Below are 228 nucleotides of genomic sequence, written 5' to 3' on the forward strand. Positions count from 1 at the left end.
CCGTTGGATGTCGGGCGCGCCCAGCGGTTGTTCACCCCGGCCATCCGTAAAGCGCTGGCCGTCCGTGACGGTGGGTGCGCCCATCCGGGGTGCGGGCGCCCGGTGTCGTGGTGCGATGCCCACCACATCCAACCCTGGAGTGCCGGCGGGCACAACCAGTATGGACAACGGAGTGCTGCTCTGCCGGCTACACCACACCCTCATCCATCACGGGGGCTGGCAGGTCTA

1 pseudogene is annotated in these 228 nt (G+C 68.4%); it reads left to right on the forward strand.

Annotated elements, in window-relative coordinates:
- Positions 1 to 228 (forward strand): annotated as a pseudogene (locus G154_RS26985) (HNH endonuclease signature motif containing protein); the annotation flags it as partial.

The organism is Mycobacterium sp. VKM Ac-1816D, assembly GCF_000416385.1.
GTDB classification, from domain to species: Bacteria; Actinomycetota; Actinomycetes; order Mycobacteriales; family Mycobacteriaceae; genus Mycobacterium; species Mycobacterium neoaurum_A.